The organism is Nocardia sp. NPDC051463, from assembly GCF_040681975.1.
Classification (GTDB): domain Bacteria; phylum Actinomycetota; class Actinomycetes; order Mycobacteriales; family Mycobacteriaceae; genus Nocardia.
The window spans coordinates 22,638-37,260 of sequence record NZ_JBFBAB010000020.1 but is presented as its reverse complement, the minus strand read 5'-3'; the positions used below and the strand labels follow the sequence as shown (position 1 = coordinate 37,260).

Sequence of the window (14,623 nt, the reverse complement as noted above, 5' to 3'; positions counted from 1 at the left end):
TCACTTGTAGGCCCCCGTCACTCGGGCTTGGATCAACTGCAGGACGGTGATCAGGCTGCCCGCGAAATCGCCCACGTCACGAAGATCTTGGATCTTGCCGTGCGCCGGGTCGCTCAGCACGCTGAGGTCGAGGTTCGTCGCGGTCGCGTAGACCGCGAGGCTGTTGCCGCGGAACGACGCGTCGACACCGGGTTTCATCTGGTGCAGCGCATCCAGCGCCGGTCCGAAGTTCTGTTCGGTCCTGGCCAGCGCGTCCATCAGCTGGTGCACATTGTCGAGCAGGCTGGCCAGTTGACCGCCCGAGCTGCTGGCGTAATCGCCGAGTGCCGCGCTGGTCGTCGAAAGCTTGGTCAGCAAATCGCCGATGGCCCGGTTGTTCTCGGCGACCGCGCCGATCATCTGCGGCAGCGTGTCGGCGACCTGACCGAGTTCCGAGCGCCTGGTCTCGATGGTCGTCGCCAGCGCGCTGAACTGGTTGAGCACGTTATCGACGCGGGTGGTGTTGTCGTTCAAACTTGTGACGACACCGGTCATCTCGGTGATCAGATGAGCCATCTGATCACCGCGACCACCGACAATCGAATCCAGCTCCGAGGTCAGCTTGCTCAACGCGGCGATTCCGCCGCCGTTGAACAGCATGGAGACCGAGATGAGCAGTTCCTCGACGGTGGCACCCGCCGAGGTCTTGTCGAGACCGAGCGTGTCACCCTGGTGCAGGACCTGTGTGCCCGACTCCGCCTTGGGCTTGGACACCGCGACGAAGACATCACCGAGCGGCGTGGCCTGACGCAACTCGGCGGTGCTGCCGATGGGCAACTCGATGTCCTTGCGAATGGTCAGATCGACGATGGCCTGGAAGTTCTTCGTCCTGATGTTGGAGACCACCCCGACATCCGACCCCCCGATCTTCACCTTGGCCTGATCCGGCAGGTTCAGCGCGTTCTCGAAAACCGCATGCACGGTATAGGTTTCGCCACTCGCACCCGGCTTGGGCAGCGGCAGCTTCTCCACGGTGAATCCGCAACCGGAGGTCACCGCCACACCGGTCGTTACCGCCAACGCGATCAGCGTGCGGCTCGCGTTCTTCATCAGCCGGTTGGTCATTTGGTCATCCCCAGCAGCGCCGCCGTAATTCCCAGGTCGGGTCCCAGGTCCTCGAGCTTCCCGGTTCGGCATCCGTCCGGCTTCATCTGAATCCGTTCACAGAACACGCTCAACAGTTCGCCGTTGAGGAAGGTCGGGAGGTTTCCGTGCAGTCGGATGAAACCCATTTCCCTGTTCACCGACCGATCGAGGTTCTGCATGAGCAGCGGCGCGAGATCGACGACCTCCGTGACGCCACGGGCGTTGGCGCGCAGCTGGTCGGTCACCTTCGTCAGCCCGAGCAGCGAGCTCGACAACTGATCCTGGTACTGCACGAACACCGAACTGGTGTTGTTCAGGAAGTCGTTGAGCTGTTGCAGCGTCGCCTCGAGGCCGGGCGCCTGATCCGCGAGCAGTCCCGTCATCTGCGTCATCCGATTGCTGAAATCACGGACGGACTGGTCGTTTTCGGCCAGCATCGTGGTCAGCTCGTTCAGCTTGACGATGATGTTGGAAACCGCGTCTTTATTGTCGACGCCGACCTTCAGCGCGCCGGAGAGCGCATTGAGTGTGTCGCGCATCTTTTCGCCCTGCCCGTTCACCATCGGGTAGAGCACCCGGCCCGAGAGCGGGCCGAGGCCTTCGGAGCCGGGTTCGGGCTTCAGTGCGGCGGCGAACTGATCGATGGTCTTGATCATCGTGTCCAGCTCGACCGGTGTTCTGGTGCGCCCCTTCGGCAGGTGGGCACCGTCGGACATAGTGGCGCCCTCGGTGTAGACCGGGGTGAGCTCGATGTGCCGATCGGTCACGATGGACGGCGAAACAATCGCGGCCATCGCATCTTTCGGGATCTTCACCCCGGAGTCGATCGACAGGTGCACCTCGACGAGAGTGCCCCTCGGAATGATCTTGTCTACCTTGCCGACTTCCAGCCCGAGCACCGTCACCGGATTGCCCTCGTACATACCCGCGATGTTTTCGAAGTCCGCGGTGATGTGCATGTGGTTGCCCAAGGCGTTGTTCACCGAGCTCGGCAGAATCGCGCAGCTGCCGACCGCGAGCGCCGCGGCGCTGATCGCGACGGTCTTGGCGATGGTCCTGAGGTTCATCCCTGGCATCCCTCGATCATGTGGGCGAAGCACAACCAGTTATCGGGGAACACCCACGGCAGGCCGACCTCACCGTAGGGGCCGTTACCGAACGCATTGTTGAACTGGCGCACCGACACCGGCATGATCTGCAACAGTCGGTCGAGGTTGTCCTTGTTCTTCTGCAGACCCTCGGCCATGGTGTTGAGCTGCTGGATGGTCGGGCCGAGCTGGTTGTTGTTCGCGGCACCGATCTCCTGCAATTGCCTACTGAGCGTCGAAACATTGTCCAGCAGCTGGCGGAGCAGGCCCTGGCGCTCCATCACCCGGTTGGCGATAGCCTCACCCTGGGTGATCACCAGCAGCACGCTGTTGCGATTGTCGCCGAGAATCCTGGTGACCCGGTCGAGATCCTTGAGCAAACCGTCGACCTCGCCCTTGCGCCTGTCCAGCACCTTGGCCAGCACGCCGACGCTGTCGAGCGCCTGCGCCGTGAGCTGCGGTGAATCACCCATCTGCTTATTGATCATGTCCAGCGAGGTGGCCAGCTTCTTGGTGTCGAGCGCCTCGAACTTCGGGGTGCCGATCTCGACCACGTCGGCAAGGTTGTACGGAACCGCGGTGTTGGACAACGGAATCCGATTGCCCTTCAGACCCGAACCGTCACCCGGCTCCAGATCCACGTACCTGGCGCCCAGCAGCGTGGCCATCTTGATGGACGCCTTGGCATCGGGTCCGAGCTCTATGTCGTCATTGACGCTCAGGGAGAGCAGAATGTGCCCACCCTCGAGCTTCGCATCCGCAACCCGGCCACTCGGGACGCCGGCCACATTGACCTTGTCGCCGACCTTGACCCCTGCGGTCTGGGCGAATTCGGCTTTCACCGTCTGCTCGCCGACACCGATCAGCTTGTAGGCACTCGAACCGATCAGCAGCCCGAGGACGAGCACCGCGCCGATGACGCCGAGCCAGAAGTTCCGGTTGCTGTCCCACCTGGACCTGATTTTCGTCATCATGGGCGGCACACCGCCGACTGTCCATTGCCACCGACCTGTGGGAGCAGACCGCGCGGGAGCAGGATGCCGTACAGCGAGACATCCAGGCGGCACAGGTAGGCGTTCGCGTAGGCGCCGTCCTGGGTGGCCTTGCCGAGATTGGAGAGCATCCCGGGCAGGTCGATGGCCGCCTGGTCGAGCTTGGCGCCGTTGGCGATCAACAGCGTCAGTGCGGCGCTCGTCGAGTCCTGCGCCGTCTTCATCTTCGGCTGCACCAGTCCGACCATGTCGACCAGGGAGCTTGTCGCATCCGCGATCTGCTCAGTGGATTGCTGCAGGGACTGTCCCTGGTCGTACAGACCGCCGATCAGTGACCGGGTCTGGGTTACCAAGGTCTCCAACTCATCACCTCGCTTGGCCAACCCCTGCATGACGCCGCTGAGGTTGGTGATCACATCGCTGAGAATTGCGTCCCGGCGCTGGAAATCCGTGGCCAGGGTCGCGGCCTGAGTGATGAACGCGCTCAACGAAACACCGTCACCCTGCAGCGCCCGGATGAAGGTCTCCGACAGCCTGTTCACCTGCTCGGGCTGCAGTACCTGGAACAGCGGCTGGAATCCGTTGAGCAGCGCCGAAACGTCGAAGGACGGCTCGGTGCGTTCCAGTGGAATGCTCGCCTTGTTCTTCAGTGCGGCCGGGCTCGCCGATTTGCCCGGCGCCAGCGCGATATACCGCTGGCCGATCAGGTTCTGGTAGCGGACAAGCGCTTTGGTGTCGTCGTAGATCGTCTGGTTGCGCTGCACGATGAACGTCACCTTGGCGTCGCTCTTGCGGTCGAGCTCGATCTTCTCGACCTTGCCGACCCGCACGCCCGCCATGCGGACATCGTCGCCCTCACGCAGACCGAGTACATCGGTGAACGTGGCTGTGTAGCTGTTGGTGTCACCGTCGACGACGCGCGCGAGGGTGTTCCAGATGACCACGGTCACCAGGATCGACACCAACGCGAACAGACCGAATCCGATCAGGGGTTTGCGCACGCTCACTTGCCCTCACCGCTCTCGGTGACCTGCAGGGTTCCCCCACGCAGCGCTGAACTCAGCAACAGATATTCGGCGGTCGTCGGACGCCGCCCGAGCAGCGCGGTGATCGCGGCATCTCCTTCGTACGCAATGGGACCGGCCGACGGGGTGCTGGCCGGCCGCGCGGGCGGCCCAGGATCCGGCACCGGCCTGGTCGCAGGCGCGGGGGCGGGGGAGCCGCCGGGTGCGGGCGGGAACAGCTGGGGGAATAGCCCTTCCAGCGGTGTGCCCGCGAATGGACTCGAGGACCTCGGCCCGTTCGAGCCGGGAGCGCCTGTGGCCTCCGTGGTGCCACCCGCAGCGGTGACACCCGGGATTTCCGGCAGCCCCGCGGGCAGCGGCAGCCTCGGCAGGCCGGCCGCCGAATCCAGCGCTCGCGGCCGCATCGACTCCGGCAGGTAGCCCGGGTCCGCGATCGTCGGCGCGGTGACGCAGCTCGGACCGGGCAGCGGGCCGTAGCGGGGGCAGTCGTCCAAGGTGTACGGCTTGTACGGGGTGAGCGTGACTCCTGCGTTCCACACCATCTGCCGCTGCGGGCCCCAATGGAAAGCCTGGCTCAGTCTGCGCAGCGAAGTGTTCAGGCTCTCGATCGCCTCCGGGATCGAGTTCGCATCGGCCGCCAGCGCACCGAACATGTCGCTGGTGCCGGCGGTCACCTGCTTGCCCACGTCACCATTGCGCGCGAAGAGTGCGTTCACGGTGTCCACCGTGCCCGCACCGTTGGAGATCAGGGCGATCAGCGCGGTGCGGCGGTCGGCGATCGTCTGTGCGGTCTTCACCGAGCTGCCGAGCACGTCGAGCAATTCCGGGGCGGACTGGTTGAGCGCCTGGAACGAGTGCGAGAAATCGTCCAGCAGCACACCGAGATTCGGGATCGACTCGTCGACCGCGGTGAGCCAGCGATCCAGCCGTTCGACGGTGGAGCCCGGCATCCGGCCGCTGCCGTCGAGCGCCTGCGACAGGGTGCCCAGCACGCGACCGAACTGCACCGGGTCGATCTTGTCCAGGATGGTGCGGACCGTGGTCAGCGTGTCCTGCAGCGCGATAGTGCCCTGGCTGCGGTCCTCTGCGATCTGTGAGCCCTCGTGCAGGTACTGGTCGGCAGGTCCGTTGAAGACGAGCTCGACCGAGGTGACGGCGAACAGGTTGCTCGGCACCACGCGGGCGGTCACATTCGACGGGATGTCGCCTGCGAACTCCGGCTTCAGCTCGATCTGCACCCTCTGCTCTTCGCCCTTGGCGGCCACGTTGACGTTCTTGACAGCCCCGACGAGCACGCCGCGGAACTTCACGTCCGCCTGGCTCGGCAGTCCGTCGCCGGTGGTGGTCAGATTGGCGACCACCTTCACCTTCGGCACGAAATAGCCGGTGTAGCGGGCGAACAGGAAGCCCAATATCAGTGTGAAGACGACCAGACCGCAGACGCCCGCGATGACCAGCTGCCTCATGGTGGGTCCGCGCCCACTCGGATCGATGATCATCTCGCCCTACCCAGAAATCCGGATGCCGGGGTTGACGCCCCAGATCGCCAACGTCATGAACAGGTCCGCGAACACCACCGCGATGATGGACATCTTGATCGCCCGGCCTGCCGCGACACCCACGCCTTCCGGTCCACCGGAGGCGAAGAAGCCGTAGTAGCACTGGATGAACGTGGTGATCGCGACGAACAGCATGGCCTTGGCCAGTGAGTAGAGCACGTCCGTCGGTATGAGGAACTGATAGAAGTAGTGCGCGTAGGTACCGCTCGACGTGCCTCCGATCAACTGCACGGTCAGCGAGCACGAGATGTAGGCCATGGAGAGGCCGAGGCAGTAGAGCGGGACGATGGCGACCATCGCCGCGAACATCCGGGTGCTCACCAGGTAGGGCAGCGGCTTGATGGCGATGGAGTCGAGGGCGTCGATCTCCTCGGAGATGCGCATCGCACCCAGCTGCGCGGTGAATCGACAGCCTGCCTGCGCGGCAAATGCCAAGGCCGCCAACAGCGGTCCCAGTTCTCGGGTGGTGGCGAAGGCCGAGATGGCGCCGGTGATCGGGCTGAGGCCGAGCAGATTCAGCGAGGTGTAGCCCTGGATGCCGACCGTCATGCCGCCGAACGCGCTGAGGATCAGTACGACGCCGATGGTGCCGCCGCCGACGACCAGACTGCCATTGCCCCAGGTGACATCCGAAAGCAGCCGCCACACTTCTTTCGGATACTGCTTGAGCGCCGTCGGGATCGACGCGATCGACCGCAGGAAGAAGAACACCTGGTGGCCGAGGCGCGCGACGAGATTTACCGGCGCCTGCGCGGACTTCTTCAGTTGCTGAAGTGGCCGCAGCAGCGGCGGCACATAAGTTGATGACACCGGCTCAGACCACCTGTGGGGGGAGAAGTACGTTGTAGATCTGGGTGATGATGAGGTTGACTCCGAACAGCATGATCGCGGAGCTGACCACCGCCGAGTTCACCGAGTTCGCCACTCCGCCGGGGCCGCCACGGGTATTGAGCCCGGTATCGCATGCGATGATGGCCGCGAGCAACCCGAAGATCAGCGATTTCACCAGTGCCACAAGGAGATCGATGGTCACCGCGAATGAGGAGAAGGTGCCGACGTAAGAACCCGGCGTACCGTTCTGTGCGAAAATATTGAAAATGTAGCCGGTCAAGAATCCGACGAAAACAACGAAGCCGCAGAGCAACACGCTGACCAACATCGCGGCACCGAGCCGAGGGGCGACAAGGCGGCGCAGCGGATCGACACCCATCACCCGCATCGCGTCGATCTCCTCGCGGATGGTGCGCGAGCCGAGATCCGCGCAGATCGCCGAACCGACGGCGCCCGCGATCATCAGCGAGGTGACCAGCGGTGCGCCCTGCTGGATGATGCCGAGACCGTTGGCCGCGCCGATGAAGGAGGTCGCGCCGACCTGGCCCGCGACCGCACCGACCTGAATGGAAACGATGACACCGATCGGGATGGCGACCAACAGCGTCGGCGCCGCGGCGACGCTCGACATGAAAGCGCACTGCTTGATGAACTCTTTGTAGGGAAAGCGTCGTCGGAATATCGCGATGAACAGCTCGGCAACGGCGGCGAATCCCATGGTGATCTGCCGACCAAAGGTCTCGAGTGACCGCTTCGGATGGTCTTGCCAGTAACCTTTTGCCCAATCAACCGCATCACTCATCCGCGACTCCGACGGTGGACTCTTGGTCGACTGCACTGGCTAACCCCTCTCGACGCCGGTAACCAACCCCGACGACTTGCTTTGCTTGACGCACCTTACTACGGAGTAGTGCAGAACACACCATCGTCATGTGATTGCAGTCATAGATGCGTGTCACTGTTCACGAAAAGCTATGAGACGCGGCACGGACGTTGGTGAACGCCCCAAAGTTAACCGTCCATCTTCTGGAACAAGTTACAGTTCACCTGCGCAGATCAGCGCCGAGTTCAGTATCTCGACGCAATTACAAGGATAATATTCATAGAAAATCGCATTTGTTTCGGAGCACCGGACACGCACAACGAACTTGTCACCGAAACACAAACTCGATGCGCAAACGACATCGCTTATAGAAGACTGCTATTACGCTAGTAAGAGACGCTCGACCTAAAATGTCGAAAAATGAGGCGGCCACTGCACCACTCCCGGCCGTGGCCAGTACATGACGCGCCCGGGGCCGAATACTGACACGATGGGTGCGACAGATTGATATCGTGCGGATTTCCGACGTCTGGAGGGACATGTTCAGCAAACTCGCCAAGGTGGCCAACGCCGCCTTCGCCGTAGCTCTTGGTGCGGCGCTGCTCGGGACGGGCGCAGGGGCAGCGGACGCGGCACCCGGCCCGCCGGTCGTGGGCGGTGGTTCGGGGATCATCATCGACAATCAGTACGAATGCACAGTCACCACAGTGGGTTACGACGGCGCCGGTCGACTTGTCGGCCTCACCGCCGGACACTGCGGCGACCCGGGCGCTCAGGTGTACGCCGAGGCAGACCGCGGCGCAGGCCAGATCGGCCGGTTCGCCTACTCCAATCACGATCTCGACTACGCCGTCATCGAGTTCCAGCCAGGCAAGATCACCCCGGTGAACCGCATCGGCAACGTGACCATTACCGGGATCGGCGGCCCGGCCCGGTTCCCGATGATCGTCTGCAAGGAGGGCCGCACCACCGGCAACACCTGCGGGATCTCCTGGGGCGACGTCTTCGGGACGAATATGGAGACCTGGTCACAGATGTGTGTGGTGGAAGGCGATTCCGGCGCGCCGGTCGTCGTCGGCAGCACGCTGGTCGGCATGGTGAACGCCTACCTCGCCGTCGCCTGCTTCGGGCCCGAAGTCGGCACCAACATGAGTTCGATCATGGGTGACATCAACGCGCGTGGCGGCGTCGGCGCGGGCTTCAACCCGATCTGATCCAACGCTGTCGGAAGTAATGAGCGGGCCCGCGTGGGCCCGCTCATTTTTCGTTGACGGCCGCTTCGTGCACGGCGGGCGCCATCGCGGGACCCGACATGCCGCACTGCGGCATGCAGTCGACGTTGTCCAGCAACGGTGCATGGCGCGGCTGCCGCAACAGTAATGCTGCCAGCAGCGCACCGGTCACCAGCAGGCCGACACAGATCCACAGAGCGACACCGAACCCGCGATCGAATTCGACCGGGTCGCTGAGCGATCCGGAGATCCCGGCCAGCCCGGGCAGCGCGGCGACAGCGAGCAGCTGAGCGGTGCGGGCGACGGCATTGTTCACACCGGAGGCGATACCGGCCTCGCTGGCGGGCACCGCGCCGAGCACCGCCCCGGTGAGCGGGGCCACTAGCACCGACAGGCCGAGGCCGAACAACAACACACCGGGCAGCACGTCGGTCACATAGGCGGTGTCCGGTCCGATGCGCAGCAAGAGCACCAGCCCACCGCCCGCGAGCAGCGGCCCGACCGTCATCGGGATGCGTGGACCGTGTACCTGGGCCCATCGGCCCGCGGGCGCCGAGAGCACCAGCATGATCAGCGTGACGGGGACAGTGGCGACGCCCGACATCAACGGCGAGTACCCGGCCACCAGCTGCAACTGCATGACCAGGAGGAAGAAGACGCCGCCGAGGGCGGCATAGACCGCCAGGGTGACCAGATTCGCGGCAGTGAACACCCGCCCGCCCGAAGGGAACGGCCCAGCGGCGACACCGTGCGCCGCACTCGCCTCCCGCGTCATCGACCCGGTGAACAACGACGGCGGCACCAACGGATGGTCACTACGCACTTCGATGACCACGAACAGCCCGAGCAACAGCAGGCCCGCGACAATGAGCATCGGCATCGCATCGATCAAACCGAAGGTCAGCGCGCCCAGTGCCAGCGCGACGACCACCGCGCCGGGAATATCCAAGCGCGCGGACGCATTCGGGTCATGACTTTCCGGCACATGCCGCAGCGCAACCAGCACAACGACCACCGCAAGCGGCACGTTGATGAAGAAGATGGATTGCCAGCCCGCCACGTCGATCAACCAGCCACCGAGGAACGGGCCGAGCGCACCCGCGACGCCGCCGAACCCCGACCACAGCCCGATCGCCGCACCCTGGTCGCGCTGATCGATGGACGAGGAGATCAGCGCCAGGCTGCCCGGCGTCAGCATGGCGCCTGCCACACCCTGCAGGATGCGGGCGAAGACCAGCATCTCGATGTTCACCGCGGCACCACACAGTACCGAGGCGATAGCGAAACCGATGGTGCCCCAGACGAAGACCTTGCGGCGGCCGAGGCGATCACCGAGAGATCCGCCGAGCAGGATGAACGACGCCAGCGTGAGCGTGTAGCCGTTGAGCGTCCACTGCAGGCCTGCGACATCGGTGTCCAGTGCCTCACCGATACGCGGCAGCGCGATGTTGACGACGGTGGCATCGAGCGAGGCCACCGACGACCCGAGAATGGTCGCCAGCAGGATCCAGCGGCCCTTGGCCGAATGTAAGCGGGGCAGCTCGAGGGTGCTCACCCACCCAACCTAGCCGCAGGGCCAGGATTCCGCCGGTGACCGCTGCTGGGGATACCCGCCGGCTCAGAGCTCCTGAACGCAGACCACGAAATGCCTGACCGGGTAGGTGAATCCGGTGCCGCTGCTGCAGGCGCCCGCATCGTCGGCGTTCTGCTGGATGTTGGTCACCTTCACACGCTGGGTGCCGCGCTCGGTGCAGTCGATGCGCTTGGGATCCTCGCCGCCGACATCCATACAGCCGCCGACGACCCAGTCGATATCGAGACAGAGCGCGCCCTGCTCGACGCCGTTGAGGGTTTCCGCATAGTAGTTGTCGCGGTCGCTGATGCACTGGCCGTTGTTCGGCGCCTTGCCGACCACCTTGTAGTTCGATGCCCGACTGCCGCAGGACGCCTTGGCGATGGTGGCATCGGACACCGTACCGCCCAGGGTCACGCAGTCACCGACGTTGGCCTGGAAGTCGGTGCTGCCGCCACGATCCGCCGAAGTCGGTGTCGGCTTGCCGGTCGTCGGCCTGGCCAACGAGGTCTTCGGAGTGCTTGTTGTCGATATCGCATCGACCGTTCCATTGTTCATCGCAGGCTGTGCAGAACCACTGATCGTGGAACCACATCCCGCCACAAAGATCGCGGCAACAGCGGCTACCGCCGCGACGGCGGCAACAGCGAGCCGCCCCGAGTGAAGTCGACCAGACACGTAACAGTCCTCCCGAGCTGTAACGCTCCGAACTCACACCCCCGTCAGAATCCGAAGTTGACCATGCAGAGCTTGAAATACCACGCCATGCATACACCATGCGCGGCGCGAACGTCGAGTCGAAGACGGCACAGCGGCCGGTCAATACCCGCGGTACCGCAGCCAACCAGCGGAATCGCATTCCCAGCAACCAATCTGAGTATGGTGGGAATTCCACTGCGAGAGGAGTTGTCCGTGAAGCTGATCAGCGCAATCGTCTGCACGACCGCCACGATGGGCACCTCCTTACTGCTGCCGGCAGCAGCCTCAGCAACCGATGTGCACTGCTCATCGGACCAGGGGATCGACATCACCGTTATCGATGGACGCACCGCGTGCCGGGCCGTGAGCGATACCTTCAGCCGAGCCCGCGCCGCAGGGTATGACGGCGTCGGCTACGCGAACGCGACCTTCGGCGCGATCGCCTTCGGGATCGGCGCCGCCGGTGGCGTCGGCGCGAGCGAAGGGGCGGGCGGGATTCCGATCGCGATCGGTATCGGCAGGGATGCCGTGGCTCTGACCTCGATTTCCGATCCGGGCGGGCGCGGCGCCGGCACGCCGGTCCTCGCGGTGTCGATTGCCTTGGACGGATCGCGCGCCGGTGTCGAATCCGCGGACAACGCCGTGGTCTGCCTCGGATCGGCGGCACTCGCCTGGAGTTCGGCGACCGGCGCCACCTGCCTGGCAACTCCGTTCGGTCGCTGGCAAACCGCGGCCGCCGCGATAGGCTGAACGTCCGGCCGCTGAGTTCGTGCCCGCTTCGGCCGTCCCCTGGTCAGGAGGTGCGACGCATGGTTTCTGCCTTCCAACCATCCGGCAGGCGACTGGCAGCGCCCCGAGAAATGCTCGTCGACCCGAGGTTCGTCCGACTGGCCGACCACTTCTTCGGCATGTTCACCCAGCCCAACCGCGGCGGCGGCGCCCTTGCGATCTATCTCGACGGTAGGCCCGTCGTCGATATCTGGGCCGGGTGGGCGGCCAAGGATCGCCGCTGGAACGGCGGCAACGTGGCACTTACCTTCTCCACCGGCAAGGGCGTCGCCTCCACGGTGGTGCACCGGCTGGCCGAACGCGGCCTCATCGACTACGAGGCGCCGGTGGCCGAGTACTGGCCGGAGTTCGCCGCACACGGCAAAGCCGACATCACGGTGCGTGATGTGCTGTCGCACCGGGCCGGGCTGCACCGAGTGCGCGGGCTGGTGCCCGGCCGCGAAGGCATCCTCGACTACGACGCGGTGGTGCGGGCCCTCGCCGAGAGCCCGGCCGACCCGCGCCGCATCCGCTCTTCCGGCTATCACGCAATCACCTTCGGGTGGCTGGTTGCCGAAATCGTGCAGCGGGTGACCGGTGATCCGTTCACCGACGTGCTGCGCAGGGAGATCGCCGTACCGCTGGGCAGCGACGAATTCTGGTTTCAGGTACCGGAATCCGAGCGCTACCGGATCGCGAAGATCTTCCCGCACCTGAGCCCGCCCGGAATCCGCTGGAACACCGCATCTTCGGTGCTGTCCTGGGTGCGGCCGAGCCGCGGACTCGCCGAGGCGGGTATGCCGGAGAGCTTCGATGAACTGGTTCGCGATCCGCGGGTGCACGATGCGGTGATGCCGGGTTGGAACGGCGTGTTCTCGGCCCGCGCACTGGCCAAGATGTACGGTGCGCTCGCCAATGGCGGGCGGGTCGAGGTGGATCGCGGCACCCAGGGGATCGAGACCGTGCAGTTCCTGCAGCCGGAGACGATCGAAACCATCAACCAGGTGCAGCCATCCGAACACCGCGACTACGTGCTCGGCTTCCCGCTGCGCTTCACCCTCGGCTATCACCGTCCGGTGTTGATGTCCAAGCAGCAGCCGCGCAAAGCTTTCGGGCACTACGGCATCGGTGGTTCGGGCGCTTATGCCGACCCTCTGCTCGGCATGTCGATCGCCTTCGTCACCAACCGGCTCGGCAATGCCGTCACCGCGCTCGGTGACGCCCGGCTCGCGAAGGTCGCGGCCATCGCGGGCAACATCGTGCGCAAATACCGGCAGGCCACCGACGGCGCGGTCGATCTGATCGAGCCGCCGTCCTGATGCGGCGCGTCGAACCGCGAAGCTGATCGGTTCGTACCTATAGGTATGGATGTCGGTACACCGCAGCACGGTGAATCAGCACCGGTTGTCCCACGGACGCCGAGGCTGGTAGTCGCGCACGCACTTGCGGCGGGCATCGATTTCGAGCGGTACTTCCGCTGGCGCCGGGCGCACGAAGGAGATCCATTCTTCGTGCGCTTTCCCGGCTTCGGTTCGGTGCTGTTCACCGGAACGCCCGAGGGCGCCCGCGAGATGTTTCGCGCGCCGACCGACCTGCTCGAACCGCCGCGGCCGAATCCGATCGAACCGCTGGTCGGCAGCGCGTCGCTCATCCTCGTCGCGGGCGAGCGGCACCGGCAGGACCGGACTTTGCTCGCACCCGCCTTCCACAGCGCCCGCATTCGTGCCTACGGTGAGCTCATCCGCGATTCGACACTGGACGAAATATCCAGTGACACAGCAGGATCCGGCCCGGCCTGGCGGCCGGGCAGACGCATCGACTCACAGGCCGCCGCGCGGGCCATCACCCTGCGGGTCATCCTGGAGGCCGTCTTCGGAGTGGACAGCCACGAGCGGCGGGCCGCGTACACCAGCGCGATCACCACATTCCTCACCGCGTTTTCCGGGCCGCTGATGCTGCTGCCGGTGCTGCGCCACGGACTATTCGGACAGGCCCCGTGGGACCGGTTCGTCGCGGCGCGCGACCGGCTCGACGCACTGATCCTGGCCGATATCGCCAGGCGCAAGAACGAGCCGAGCCGATCGGCCGACATCCTCGGGATGCTGCTGACAACACGTTATGACGACGGCACCGCGATCTCCGACGCCGATCTGTGTGAGCAGCTGCGCACCCTGCTGGTCGCGGGGCACGAGACCACCGCGACCACGTTGGTGTGGGCACTGTTCCATCTGCATCGGGAACCAGAGGCCCTGGGTCGGCTGCGGGCGGAAATACCGGCCGCGGGCCCGGAGGCGACGTCACTGGAGCTGGCGGGTCTGCCCTATCTCGACGCCGTGTGCCAGGAAACGCTGCGTCTGCATCCCACGGTCCCGATCGTGCTGCGCCGGGTCACCGCGCCGTTCTCGCTGCTCGGAGTCCCGCTCGCGGCCGGCGACACCATGGGCGTCGCGGTACCGCTGCTGCATTCCGAACCGCGGGTGTGGTCGGAGCCCGGGCAGTTCCGGCCCGAGCGATTCCTCGAGCGCCGGTACGGACCGTTCGAGTTCGCACCGTTCGGCGGCGGTCACCGGCGCTGCGTCGGGGCATCGCTGGCCGACTACGAACTGCGGATCGTGCTGGCGACGATCCTCGGCCGAGTTCGGCTGCGGCTGGCGCGACGCTATGGGCGTGGGCGGGCGCCGCTGTCAGTGCCACACAACATCGCGACCGGTCCGCGACGGTCGATCCCCTTCGATGTTGTGGCGTGATTTACATCACGAACCGGTTTGGTGTCAGCTACGGCCGCTCAACCGGCCTGCCCCGCGCCGGGCTCGAGACTCGCCGGTGTGACCGGCGATTTTCACGAAAGTCGGCGACCACCCTTGGCCGCTGTGACATGTCTCACATAAACCAGTCAGCACGAATCAAT

13 protein-coding genes are annotated in these 14,623 nt (G+C 65.0%); 4 read left to right on the top strand and 9 right to left on the bottom strand.

Annotated elements, in window-relative coordinates:
• From AB0M74_RS23870 to AB0M74_RS23840, 7 genes are read right to left on the bottom strand one after another with little or no spacing between them, the layout of a single operon-like run.
• Positions 1-1,104, bottom strand: coding sequence for an MCE family protein (locus AB0M74_RS23870; protein ID WP_366528492.1), 1,104 nt, complete (start codon positions 1,102-1,104; stop codon positions 1-3).
• A complete protein-coding gene (locus AB0M74_RS23865) occupies positions 1,101-2,192 on the bottom strand; it encodes an MlaD family protein (RefSeq protein WP_366528491.1) in 1,092 nt (363 codons plus the stop codon). Before AB0M74_RS23865 ends, AB0M74_RS23870 begins: the two co-directional genes overlap by 4 nt.
• Positions 2,189-3,184: an MCE family protein gene (locus AB0M74_RS23860; protein WP_366528573.1), complete on the bottom strand. Its 996-nt coding sequence runs from the start codon at positions 3,182-3,184 to the stop codon at positions 2,189-2,191. The genes AB0M74_RS23865 and AB0M74_RS23860 overlap by 4 nt, the downstream gene beginning before the upstream one ends.
• The gene (locus AB0M74_RS23855; RefSeq protein ID WP_366528490.1) at positions 3,184-4,212 is read right to left on the bottom strand and encodes an MCE family protein; all 1,029 of its coding nucleotides are present in this window, start codon (positions 4,210-4,212) and stop codon (positions 3,184-3,186) included. The genes AB0M74_RS23860 and AB0M74_RS23855 overlap by 1 nt, the downstream gene beginning before the upstream one ends.
• On the bottom strand, positions 4,209-5,696 hold the full coding sequence (locus AB0M74_RS23850) for an MCE family protein (protein WP_366528489.1): 1,488 nt from the start codon (positions 5,694-5,696) through the stop codon (positions 4,209-4,211). The genes AB0M74_RS23855 and AB0M74_RS23850 overlap by 4 nt, the downstream gene beginning before the upstream one ends.
• Positions 5,697-5,735: 39 nt before the next feature.
• Positions 5,736-6,599 (bottom strand): ABC transporter permease, encoded by an 864-nt coding sequence (locus AB0M74_RS23845; protein WP_366528488.1) that lies wholly within the window; start codon positions 6,597-6,599, stop codon positions 5,736-5,738.
• Between the two features lie 4 nt (positions 6,600-6,603).
• Positions 6,604-7,422 (bottom strand): ABC transporter permease, encoded by an 819-nt coding sequence (locus AB0M74_RS23840; protein ID WP_366528487.1) that lies wholly within the window; start codon positions 7,420-7,422, stop codon positions 6,604-6,606.
• Between the two features lie 560 nt (positions 7,423-7,982).
• On the opposite strand from AB0M74_RS23840, the gene AB0M74_RS23835 reads away from it, so the two are divergent.
• Positions 7,983-8,657, top strand: a complete 675-nt coding sequence (locus tag AB0M74_RS23835) for a S1 family peptidase (RefSeq protein ID WP_366528486.1) — start codon at positions 7,983-7,985, stop codon at positions 8,655-8,657.
• 43 nt (positions 8,658-8,700) lie between these two features.
• Here the strand turns inward: AB0M74_RS23835 and AB0M74_RS23830 are convergent, their stop codons facing one another.
• Positions 8,701-10,230, bottom strand: a complete 1,530-nt coding sequence (locus AB0M74_RS23830; RefSeq protein ID WP_366528485.1) for an MFS transporter — start codon at positions 10,228-10,230, stop codon at positions 8,701-8,703.
• Positions 10,231-10,293: 63 nt separating this feature from the next.
• Positions 10,294-10,926 carry a hypothetical protein gene (locus tag AB0M74_RS23825; RefSeq protein WP_366528484.1) on the bottom strand — a complete coding sequence of 211 codons (633 nt, stop codon included), beginning with the start codon at positions 10,924-10,926 and terminating at the stop codon, positions 10,294-10,296.
• A 234-nt stretch (positions 10,927-11,160) separates the two neighbouring features.
• Between AB0M74_RS23825 and AB0M74_RS23820 the strand changes: the two genes are divergently transcribed.
• Genes AB0M74_RS23820 through AB0M74_RS23810 form a run of 3 tightly spaced genes read left to right on the top strand, consistent with a single transcriptional unit; the run spans position 11,161 to position 14,462 of the window.
• A complete protein-coding gene (locus tag AB0M74_RS23820) occupies positions 11,161-11,697 on the top strand; it encodes a DUF6764 family protein (protein WP_366528483.1) in 537 nt (178 codons plus the stop codon).
• Between the two features lie 59 nt (positions 11,698-11,756).
• Positions 11,757-13,034: a serine hydrolase domain-containing protein gene (locus tag AB0M74_RS23815; protein ID WP_366528482.1), complete on the top strand. Its 1,278-nt coding sequence runs from the start codon at positions 11,757-11,759 to the stop codon at positions 13,032-13,034.
• A 45-nt stretch (positions 13,035-13,079) separates the two neighbouring features.
• Positions 13,080-14,462, top strand: coding sequence for a cytochrome P450 (locus tag AB0M74_RS23810; protein ID WP_366528481.1), 1,383 nt, complete (start codon positions 13,080-13,082; stop codon positions 14,460-14,462).
• The last annotated feature ends 161 nt before the right edge of the window (positions 14,463-14,623 follow it).

Excerpts from the sequence above, each read along its gene's own strand:
- AB0M74_RS23870 (WP_366528492.1), bottom strand. The coding sequence starts at position 1,104 with ATGACCAACCGGCTGATGAAGAACGCGAGCCGCACGCTGATCGCGTTG.
- AB0M74_RS23865 (WP_366528491.1), bottom strand. The coding sequence starts at position 2,192 with ATGAACCTCAGGACCATCGCCAAGACCGTCGCGATCAGCGCCGCGGCG.
- AB0M74_RS23860 (WP_366528573.1), bottom strand. The coding sequence starts at position 3,184 with ATGACGAAAATCAGGTCCAGGTGGGACAGCAACCGGAACTTCTGGCTC.
- AB0M74_RS23850 (WP_366528489.1), bottom strand. The coding sequence starts at position 5,696 with ATGAGGCAGCTGGTCATCGCGGGCGTCTGCGGTCTGGTCGTCTTCACA.
- AB0M74_RS23840 (WP_366528487.1), bottom strand. The coding sequence starts at position 7,422 with ATGAGTGATGCGGTTGATTGGGCAAAAGGTTACTGGCAAGACCATCCG.
- AB0M74_RS23835 (WP_366528486.1), top strand. The coding sequence starts at position 7,983 with ATGTTCAGCAAACTCGCCAAGGTGGCCAACGCCGCCTTCGCCGTAGCT.
- AB0M74_RS23815 (WP_366528482.1), top strand. The coding sequence starts at position 11,757 with ATGGTTTCTGCCTTCCAACCATCCGGCAGGCGACTGGCAGCGCCCCGA.
- AB0M74_RS23810 (WP_366528481.1), top strand. The coding sequence starts at position 13,080 with ATGGATGTCGGTACACCGCAGCACGGTGAATCAGCACCGGTTGTCCCA.